The sequence below is a fragment of the Burkholderia sp. E168m23 genome (assembly GCF_016586125.1).
Taxonomy (GTDB): domain Bacteria; phylum Pseudomonadota; class Gammaproteobacteria; order Burkholderiales; family Burkholderiaceae; genus Burkholderia; species Burkholderia orbicola.
In genome coordinates this window covers 1-10,055 of the sequence record NZ_BCPP01000144.1, presented here as the reverse complement: position 1 = coordinate 10,055, position 10,055 = coordinate 1, and the positions used below count along the sequence as shown (strand labels likewise).

At 68.8% G+C, this 10,055-nt stretch carries 8 protein-coding genes; 4 read left to right on the top strand and 4 right to left on the bottom strand.

The annotated features are described in order from the left end of the window. Window positions 1-630, top strand: a 630-nt coding sequence (locus JMF90_RS10370) for a hypothetical protein (protein WP_201325086.1), incomplete at its 5' end; no start/stop codon positions are given. A 39-nt stretch (window positions 631-669) separates the two neighbouring features. Next, window positions 670-1,134, top strand: coding sequence for a DUF2214 family protein (locus JMF90_RS10365; RefSeq protein WP_011544969.1), 465 nt, complete (start codon window positions 670-672; stop codon window positions 1,132-1,134). 203 nt (window positions 1,135-1,337) lie between these two features. Here the strand turns inward: JMF90_RS10365 and gudD are convergent, their stop codons facing one another. After that, on the bottom strand, window positions 1,338-2,690 hold the full coding sequence (gudD, locus tag JMF90_RS10360; RefSeq protein WP_011544970.1) for a glucarate dehydratase: 1,353 nt from the start codon (window positions 2,688-2,690) through the stop codon (window positions 1,338-1,340). A gap of 357 nt (window positions 2,691-3,047) precedes the next feature. Between gudD and JMF90_RS10355 the strand changes: the two genes are divergently transcribed. Then, window positions 3,048-3,797 (top strand): FadR/GntR family transcriptional regulator, encoded by a 750-nt coding sequence (locus JMF90_RS10355; RefSeq protein WP_011544971.1) that lies wholly within the window; start codon window positions 3,048-3,050, stop codon window positions 3,795-3,797. A gap of 136 nt (window positions 3,798-3,933) precedes the next feature. Here JMF90_RS10355 and JMF90_RS10350 read toward each other — a convergent pair whose 3' ends face one another. From JMF90_RS10350 to pdxY, 3 genes are all read right to left on the bottom strand, one after another. After that, complete coding sequence (locus JMF90_RS10350; RefSeq protein WP_012328174.1) at window positions 3,934-5,082, bottom strand: branched-chain amino acid ABC transporter substrate-binding protein; 1,149 nt, start codon at window positions 5,080-5,082, stop codon at window positions 3,934-3,936. 371 nt (window positions 5,083-5,453) lie between these two features. Continuing rightward, window positions 5,454-7,598 carry a phosphocholine-specific phospholipase C gene (locus tag JMF90_RS10345; RefSeq protein WP_011694231.1) on the bottom strand — a complete coding sequence of 715 codons (2,145 nt, stop codon included), beginning with the start codon at window positions 7,596-7,598 and terminating at the stop codon, window positions 5,454-5,456. Window positions 7,599-7,888: 290 nt separating this feature from the next. Continuing rightward, window positions 7,889-8,749, bottom strand: coding sequence for a pyridoxal kinase PdxY (pdxY, locus tag JMF90_RS10340; RefSeq protein ID WP_011544974.1), 861 nt, complete (start codon window positions 8,747-8,749; stop codon window positions 7,889-7,891). 184 nt (window positions 8,750-8,933) lie between these two features. Here pdxY and JMF90_RS10335 point away from each other — a divergent pair, with 184 nt between their 5' ends. Then, a complete protein-coding gene (locus JMF90_RS10335) occupies window positions 8,934-9,995 on the top strand; it encodes an alpha/beta fold hydrolase (protein WP_011694232.1) in 1,062 nt (353 codons plus the stop codon). The last annotated feature ends 60 nt before the right edge of the window (window positions 9,996-10,055 follow it).

Genomic DNA, 10,055 nt, shown 5'->3' with positions numbered 1-10,055 from the left:
ATCTTCCTGCTGCTGGCGCTGCCGGGCGCCGCCGCCCGGGCCGAGCGGCCGTTCCATCCGCTGCCGCAGTGGCTGCGCCAGGCGCTGCGCGCGTTCGCGCTGATCGGCTTCCTGTTCGCCGTGTGGTCGATCGGCGCGTTCACGTGGGCGGCCGGCTGGCGCCGCGCCCTGCACGCGGTGACGGCGACCAACGGCTGGCTCGTCGCCGCGCCGGCGCTCTATGCGGCGATCGTCTGGATTTGCCGGCCGCGGCCGCTGTGGCGGACCAACGTGGCCGCGCGCCGCTTCGCGGTCGGTCGGTATGCGATTTCGCTCGACGTGCTGACGCGCACCGCGATCGTCTGGATGGAAAGCCGCAAGGTTGGCCAGTACGACGCGCGCGAACTGTCGGTGCGCTGGCCCGGCCGGGTCGCACCCACCGCGCCCGCCGCGGGCGAGCAGGGCGCGCAGCCGGCGGTCGTGCCGCCGCGCCGCGGCAGCCTGTTCAGTCGACCGAAGGTGGAGCTGCTGTGGGATTCGCCGGCGGCGGTCGGCCACAACCGGCAGATCGTGATGCGCGCGCCGCTCACGACCGAAGGCGACCGCGTCGCGGTGCTCGCGCTCGACGCGGCGCTCAAGCAGATCGTCTGACACGGCTCGCGCACCGGGCGCGGGCGACAAGGCGGCGCGATGATCGTCCGCTGGTTGCTGGCTGCCATTCACCTGAGTGCGTTCGGCGTCGCATTCGCCGCGATCGCGGCGCGTAACCGTGCGTTGCGCCGGCTCATCGCGTCGGCGCAGCCAGCCGATTTGCCCGGCGTGTTCAAGGCGGATGCGGTCTGGGGGCTGTCGGCGCTCGTGCTGATCGCGACGGGCCTTGCGCGGGCGTTCGGCGGTTTCGAGAAAGGGGCCGCGTACTACCTGCACGAACCGCTCTTTCACCTGAAGATGACCGCGCTCGTGCTGCTCCTGCTGCTCGAAATCGTGCCGATGCTGGGGCTGATCCGCTGGCGTATCGCCGCGCGGCGGCAGCAACCGCCCGATCTCGGCCGGGCGCGCACCTATGTGCGGATCGGCCACTGGCAGGCGGTGCTGGTGATCGTCATCGTGTTCGCCGCGTCGGGGATGGCGCGGGGGATCGGGCTGGCCGGGTAGGTGCGGTCGGTTAGGGAGGCCCGGTTAGGGAGGCCCGCTTAGGAGCGCCCGGTCAGGATCGTCGCGCGGCGACCGGCCGGCCGCGCACTCGCGAATCCCGCTTTTGCTTCGCCGGTCTTTCCCGGCCGGCGATCGCCGATACACGGGCGAATCGCCTCATTCCATTCCGACCGGGCGACCTTGCCGCCCGGTCCGTCCTACGCTCAGCGCACGAGGCACGGGCGCTTGTTGTTGAACGTCCAGCCCGGGATCAGGTACTGCATCGCCGCCGCGTCGTCGCGGGCGCCGAGGCCGTGCTGCTTGTACAGCTCGTGCGCGAGCGCGACCGCATCCATGTCGATGTCGATGCCGAGCCCCGGCCGCTTCGGCACTTCCACCAGCCCGTTCTCGATCTTCAGCGGCTCCCGCGTCAGCCGTTCGCCGTCCTGCCAGATCCAGTGCGTATCGATCGCGGTGACCTGACCCGGCGCCGCGGCCGCGACGTGCGTGAACATCGCGAGCGACACGTCGAAGTGGTTGTTCGAATGCGAACCCCACGTGAGGCCCCAGTCGCGGCACATCTGCGCGACCCGCACCGACCCCTGCATGGTCCAGAAGTGCGGATCGGCGAGCGGGATGTCGACGGCGTGCAACTGCACCGCATGGCCCATCTGCCGCCAGTCGGTCGCGATCATGTTGGTCGCCGTCGGCAGCCCCGTCGCGCGGCGGAATTCGGCCATCACCTCGCGGCCCGAGTAACCGTTCTCCGCACCGCACGGATCTTCCGCATACGCGAGCACGTGATGCTGATCGCGGCACAGCCGCACGGCTTCGTCGAGCGACCATGCGCCGTTCGGATCGAGCGTCACGCGCGCGTCGGGGAAACGCTCGGCGAGCGCCGTCACGGCTTCGATCTCGCTGGCCCCTTCGAATACGCCGCCCTTCAGCTTGAAGTCGTTGAAGCCGTAGCGCGCATGCGCGGCTTCGGCGAGCCGCACGACGGCTTCGGGCGTCAGTGCGGCTTCGTCGCGTACGCGCGTCCAGTCGTCGGTCGCGCCGCGGCCGTCGCGATAGGGGAGCGCGGTCTTCGTGCGGTCGCCGATGTAGAACAGGTAGCCGAGCATCTCGACCCGCTCGCGCTGCTGGCCTTCGCCGAGCAGCGCGGCGACCGGCACGCCGAGATGCTGGCCGAGCAGGTCGAGCAGCGCGGCTTCGAGCGCGGTGACCGCGTGGATCGTCGTGCGCAGGTCGAAGGTCTGCAGCCCGCGGCCGCTTGCGTCGCGGTCGGCGAAGGTGCGCCGCACGTCGTTGAGCACCGCATGGTAGTTGCCGACCGGCTGGCCGACGACGAGCGCGCGCGCGTCGTCGAGCGTGCGGCGGATGCTTTCGCCGCCCGGTACTTCGCCGACGCCCGTGCGGCCCGCGCTGTCCTTCAGGATCACGAGGTTGCGGGTGAAGAACGGGCCGTGCGCGCCGCTCAGGTTGAGCAGCATGCTGTCGTGGCCGGCGACCGGAATCGCTTGCAGGTCGACGATGCGCGGCGTGTCGTGGGAGGGCGAGGCAGTGACGGCGTTCATGGGCGGCGATGGCGAAAGAGTGGGCGATGCCGTGCGGCAAAAGCTTTGCCGCGCGCGGCGCGAGGTGCGATCATTCGACAACCGACGTGCGCGGCGCGCAAGCCCCGCATGTCGACGCAACCCGAATGGGGTGGAAGCGACAACCGGGCCGGCGGAGCGCAGAACGCGAACGCAGGTCGATCGTCACGCACGGGACCGGGCGGTGCTGAACAGCCGACCTGAGTCGACAGGAGATCCGTGCGCCGATCATCAGTCGTCGGATGACTTGTGACGCAGTATAATGAATCATCGGCTTTCGCTCAAACCCCGCGTAAACCCTCGGCTCACATTACGATCATTCAAAAAGGAACCGGCCACATGTCCGTGCCTACGCTTCCCGCAGCGCCGCGCCGTCGCGCACGCAGCCTCGCACAAGATGTCGTCGACGCGCTGACCGCGCAGATCGAAAACGGCACGCTGCGGCCCGGCGACAAGCTGCCGACCGAAACCGAAGTCATGGCGGCGCAGGGCGTGAGCCGCACGGTCGTGCGCGAGGCGATCTCGCGGATGCAGGCGAGCGGCCTCGTCGAGACGCGCCACGGCATCGGCAGCTTCGTGCTGGAGCCGTCGCGCCGTCAGACGCTCGGCATCGATCCCGCGACGATCACGACGCTGCGCGACGTGCTCGCGGTGCTGGAGCTGCGTATCAGCCTCGAAAGCGAGTGCGCGAGCCTGGCCGCGCAGCGCGCGAACGATGCCGACCTCGCCGCGCTGCGGCGCGCGCTCGACGCGATCGCGACGGGCGCGGGTGGCGGGCGTGACACCGCGCAGCTCGACTTCCAGTTCCATCTGCAGATCGCGCAGTCCACCGGCAACCGCTATTTCGTCGACATCATGACGCAGCTGGGCACGTCGATCATTCCGCGTACGCGGGTGAATTCGGCGCGCTTTGCCGGCGACGACCTCGAGCGCTACGTCGGCCGGCTGAACCACGAGCACGAGGACATCTACGAGGCGATCGCGCGCCACGACCCGGAAGCGGCGCGCGCCGCGATGCGCACGCACCTCACCAACAGCCGCGAGCGCCTGCGGCGCGCGCACGAGGCAGCCGAGGCCGAAGCGGGCTGACCGTTGGGTCACGGGGCTCGCGAGGTCGCGGGTCCGCTGGCATTGTTTTAACATCAGTCGTCATACGAGATCGGCGCAATCGTCTCGATCTCCGCGGCCAGACGGCGTTCCCGCCGCCGGCCGCCCCTCTCGCCGATCAGCCTCCCTTCGTCACGATCGTCTTCCACGCGCCGTTCTTCACCTGGTACAGCGTCGACATCCCGCTCTTCAGCGAGCCGTCGTTCGCGAACGAGATGCGGCCGGTCACGCCTGGGAAGTCGATTTTCTTCAGCGCCGGGCGATAGGCCTTCGGATCGGTCGAACCGGCCGCCTGCATCGCCTTGATCGCCGCCCACGCCGCGTCATAGCCGAACTGCGCATACGACAGCACGTCGACGCCGAAGCGCTTCTTGAAGCGCGCCTCGAAATCCTTCCCCTGCGGCAGCTCGTCGAGCGGCTGACCGTATTCCCACGCCATCGCGCCTTCGGCGGCCGGCCCCGCGATCTTGATGAACTCGTTGTCCTTCACGCCGCCGCCGCCGACGAATTGCGCGTTCAGCCCGAGTTGACGCATTTGCTTGATGAAGTTGGCGGCGAGCGAATCGAGGCCGCCGAAGAAGATCAGGTCGGGATTCTTGGCCTTCAGGCTCGTGATCTGCGCGCGGAAATCGACCGCCTGGTTGCTGGTGAACTCGCGACCGATGAGGTTGCCGCCGGCGGCCTTCACGGCCTTCTCGAATTCGTCGGCTTCGCCCTGGCCGAACGCGGTGCGGTCGTCGATGATCGCGATGCGCTTCGCCTTCGTCACCTCGACCGCGTACTTGCCCGCGTTGCCGGCATTCTGGCCATCGGTCGCGATCACCATGAACATGTTCGCGAGCCCGCGCGACGTGAGCGTCGGGTTGGTCGCGGCCGGGTCGATCACCGGAATGCCGGCCTTGTCGTAGACCACCGACGCCGGAATCGTCGTCCCCGAATTGAAGTGACCGACCACGACCGACACGTTCTGGTCGACCAGTGCCTGCGCGGCCTGCACGCCGATGCGCGGGTCGGCCTGGTCGTCCTGCACGACGAGATTGAAGCGGGCAGGCTTGCCGGCGATCTGCACTTTCTGCGCGGCTGCATCGTCGAGCGCGAGCTGCACGCCGTTTTGCAGGTCCTTGCCGTAGCCGGCGTTCACGCCCGTGAGCGGCGCGGCGAAGCCGACCTTCACGTCGGTTGTGTCGGCGGCCTGGGCAGCCTGTTGCGACAGAAGGGCAAGCGCGGATGCAATCGACACCGACAGCAGGGAATGACGGAATTTCATGTTGTTCCTCTTGTTCGACACCGGCGAGTGGGTACCGCGCGCGCCTGGGCGGGCCGGACGCGTGCGACGGGCGGGCGGTTCGACCGCTTCTCGGAATCGGGCGGGGAGGTCGGCATCGTGATCCTCGGAAACATCTCCCGTCAGGCTCCGCGAAGAGCCCCGATTGCTTCGATATATAGGTCGCCGATATGCGCGGGTCTTGGAAATTTGTCGCGCATTCGATGCGGATTTGCGCATAGCTTCCGCGCGTGCGCGGGCGGCCGGTATCGGGAGTTTCCCGTCGCGAACGCAACGGGCGCAGAGAAGAGGGGCGGTGCGGGCAAAAACGCGGCGCGGCCCGTCAGAAGGGCCGCGCCGCGCGTGGGTCGACGTCAGTCGGACAGGGCGTCCGACGCGGCTTCGGCGTCGTCGTGCGACGCGGTCGTGCGGATCAGCGGGTCGCTGGTGCTCGGGCGGCCCGTTTCGACGTGGCCGGCGAAGCGGCGCAGGAAGCCGAGCAGGCGGCCGTCGCTGACGGTGAGGTCGTACCAGCCGTGGCTGCCGCGCAGGTCCCAGTAATCGTCGACGTGCGCGCCCGGCGCGAGGTCGAACGTGCGCGCGTGACCGTGGCCGTACGCGTTCGTGACCTTGAGCCGCACGGCCTTGTGGCCGCGGTTCATCAGGCGCAGCGTGATGTTGCCGTTCGCGACGTCGTAGCCGTAGATCACCTCGGGGTTCACGTCCGCGCTGCCGACCCCGGTCGCGAACGGGCCGCGGAAATGGCAGTAGAAGCCGTTCGGGCCGTATACGTCGAGGTCGTACAGGCCGAGCGATGCGGCGGCGCTCCACGTATCGGCGATACGTTTGCCGGCTTCGACCGTGTACGCCCACGGGCCGTCGACGCGGTTGCGCGACTGGACCTGGAACGCGGCGCCCGCCCGGCCCGTGTTCGCGAAGGTCAGCCGGAACTGGCCGTTGGCGGCTTCGACGCGGCCGTGCACGAACAGCTCGTACGGCAGAGCGCGCGCCGGACGCAGCCCGGCTTCCTGTTTCGGCAGCTTCTGCAGCACCGGCGGCACCGGGATGTAGTCGGGATGGCGCACGCGGTCGGGCGGCGCGTAGCCGCTGGTGTCGGGCAGCGTCGGCCATGCGGCGTCCGCGGTCGCGAACTCGAACGCCGACGTCAGGTCGCCGCACACCGCGCGGCGCCACGGCGACACGTTGGCGGCCGTGACCGGATACTGCGCGCCGAAGCGCGCCTCGATGAATTGCAGCAGCGACGTGTGATCGAAGGTCTGCGAGCAGACCCAGCCGCCCTTGGTCCACGGCGACACGACCAGCATCGGCACGCGCGGCCCGAGCCCGTAAGGGCCGGCCATGTGCGACGCGTCGCCGGCGAACACCTCGTTGGTCGTCGCGACCGTCGACAGCCCGTTCTCGCGCGACTGCGGCGCGAACGGCGGCGGCACGTGATCGAAGAAGCCGTCGTTTTCGTCGTACGTGATGAACAGCGCGGTCTTGCTCCACACGTCGGGATTCGACACGAGCGCCTTCAGCACCTGCTCGATGTACCACGCGCCATAGTTCGCCGGCCAGTTCGGGTGCTCGGAATACGCTTCGGGCGCGCAGATCCACGACACCTGCGGCAGCGTGCCGTTCTTCACGTCCTGCTGCAGCACGTCGAACAGCGTGCCGCCGGCGCTGATGTTGGTGCCGGTGCGCGCCTTGTCGTACAGCGGCGTGCCGGGCAGCGCGGAGCGGTACTGGTTGAAGTAGAGCAGCGAGTTGTCGCCGTAGTTGCCGATGTACGGGTTTTGCGTCCAGCCCCACGAGCCGTTCGCGTCGAGCCCCGTGCCGACGTCCTGGTAGATCTTCCACGACACGCCGGCCTGTTCGAGCACTTCCGGATAGGTCGTCCAGCCGTAGCCCTTTTCCTCGTTGCCGAGCACCGGACCCCCGCCCGTGCCGTCGTTGCCGACGTAGCCCGTCCACATGTAGTAGCGGTTCGGGTCGGTCGAGCTCGGGATCGCGCAGTGGTATGCGTCGCAGATCGTGAACGCGTCGGCGAGCTGATAGTGGAACGGGATGTCGTCGCGCTTCAGGTACGCCATCGTCGTGGTGCCCTTGTTCGGCACCCACTGGTCGTAGCGGCCCTTGTTCCAGGCGGCGTGCATGTCCTGCCAGCCGTGCGGCAGGTCCTGCAGGAACTGCAGGCCGAGCTTGTCGACGCCCGGGTGGAACGGCAGCAGTTCGGCCGGGCCGACCGGCTGGTGAAACACCGACTTGCCGTTCGCGAGGCGCAACGGGCGCGGGTCACCGAAGCCGCGGACACCGCGCATCGTGCCGAAGTAGTGGTCGAACGAGCGGTTCTCCTGCATCAGGATCACGATGTGTTCGATGTCGCGGATCGTGCCGGTGCGGCGGTTCGCGGGAATCGCGAGCGCATCCCGGATCACGGGCGGAAACAGGTTCAGCGCGGCGGCGCCGGCAGTGCCGGCGGCGACGCGCAGGAAGTCACGACGGTTCGATCGGGTCATGGTCGTTATCGTGGGGTAAAGAGGGAGCCGATTGGCGGGACCTGCGGGAAGGGCGCGCACCGGGTCGCAGGATGCGGCTGCGCCGGTGCATGCCGCCGCGAGCATAGCGAGGAATCGGTGTCATTCATGTGAAGTCCGGAAACGTTTGCACGGGCAGCGGACCGGCATCGGGATGCGGCGTCAGCAGGTCGGCTGCAACGGGAAAGCGGGAAAGCGGGAAAGCGGGACAGCGGGACAGCGGGACAGCGGGACAGCGGCGCGCTGGAGCAGCGCAGGGCAGTGCCGACGCGTCAGGCGTCGGTCACCCACGCGCCGAACCATTCGCTCGGGCGGGCGATCTCGTCCTGCGCGGCGACGAGTTCGAGCTCGTAGCGGCGCGCGTCGTAGGTGGCCTTCACCACCGCGTGCACGGCCGCGAGCGTGTGCTCGAACGCGGCGCGCACCGAGTCGCCGCGCAGCCGGCACGCGACGAAGATCGCGCTGGTCAGGTCGCCGACGCCGACCGGGTGGCGCGGAAACGCATACAGCGGCCGCTGGCCGATCCACGCTTCGGTCTCGGTGACGGCGAGCATGTTGAAACGGTCGGCCGGACTGTTGCGGTCGTGCAGGTGCTTGACGAGGATGATCTGCGGGCCGCGGCGGATCAGCGCACGGCATGCGTCGACGGCTTCGGCGACGGTCTCGATGCGCCGCCCGGCGAGCTTCTGCAGTTCGGTGTGGTTCGGCGACATGCCGTCCGCGAGCGCGGGCACCTCCTCCACGATGAATTCCTCGACGCCGGGCTCGGGCCGGATGCCGCCCGTCTGGCCCATCGCCGGATCGCAGAAGTACCACGCGTTCGGATTCATCGCTTTCACCGTGCGCACGATCTCGACCGCCGCGCGTGCCTGCGGCGGCGAGCCGAGGAAGCCGGACAGCACCGCGTCGCACCGCTTGAGCACGCCGATGGCGGCGATGCCGTCGACGAGCTGTTCCATCTTCGCGGCGTCGATCGCGCTGCCGGCCCAGTGGCCGTACTGCATGTGATTCGACAACTGGACGGTGTTGAGCGGCCAGACGTTGATGCCGAGACGCTGCATCGGGAACACGGCCGCGCTGTTGCCGGCATGGCCGTAGATGACGTGCGACTGAATGCTGAGGACGTTTTTCATGGGAATTCGCCTGCACGCGTTTCAGGGTCACGTCACACGATACCCGAGTTCGTCAACCGCGCGGAAGTCGCGTGGCCCCGGAGTGTTGCGCGCCGTCGTCACGCGACCGCGTAGAATCGCGGGGCGCGAGACAGCCCCGCTGGGGCCCGGCTGCCCGCGCGCGTCCCCAATCACCGTGATCGCCATGCTTTCGATTTGCAAGATGTTGTCCGTCGCACGTGCCGCCGTGCTCGGCGCGAGTGCCGCCGCCGCGTGCGCGATGCCGGTTGCGGCCGTTGCGGCCACGCCCGCCGCCAACGACGGGCCCGCTTACGGCCCGCGCCTGGAAGGATTCGCGTATCCGGCGCCCGTGCATGAGTACGCGTTCGTGTCGCAACGCGAAACCCTCGAGATGGCGTACCTCGACGTGCAGCCCGCGCATCCGAACGGTCGCACCGTCGTGCTGCTGCACGGCAAGAACTTCTGCGCGGCGACCTGGGAGGACACGATCGGTGTGCTGAGCCGCGCCGGTTATCGCGTGATCGCGCCGGACCAGATCGGCTTCTGCAAGTCGTCGAAGCCCGAGCGCTACCAGTACAGCTTCCAGCAACTCGCGCGCAACACGCACGCGCTGCTCGAATCGGTCGGCGTGAAGTCGGCGACGATCATCGGCCACTCGACGGGCGGGATGCTCGCGATCCGCTATGCGCTGATGTATCCGAAGGCGACCGACCAGCTCGTGCTCGTGAACCCGATCGGCCTCGAGGACTGGAAGGCGCTCGGCGTGCCGCCGCTGTCGGTCGACTACTGGTATGCGCGCGAACTGAAGACCAACGCCGACGGCATCCGCCGCTACGAGCAGTCGACCTACTACGCGGGCAAGTGGGCGCCGTCGTACGAGCGCTGGGTGCAGATGCTCGCCGGGATGTATCGCGGCGCCGGCCGCGACGCGGTCGCGTGGAATTCCGCGCTGATCTACGACATGATCCTCACGCAGCCGGTGGTCTACGAACTCGGCGCGATTCGCGTGCCGACGCTGCTGATGATCGGCGACAAGGATACGACCGCGATCGGCAAGGATGTCGCCCCGCCCGACGTGCACGCGAAGCTCGGCCGCTATCCTGAGCTCGCGAAGCGCACGCAGGCCGCGATTCCCGGCGCGCAGCTCGTCGAATTTCCGGCGCTCGGACACGCGCCGCAGATCCAGGACCCGGACGCGTTCCACAAGGCGCTGCTCGACGGGCTGGAGGCCGTGCACCCGCAGTGACGCGGGGCAGGCGGCAGGCCGCGCGTAATCGTGCGGTCAGCGTGCCTCGCTCGCGAGCTC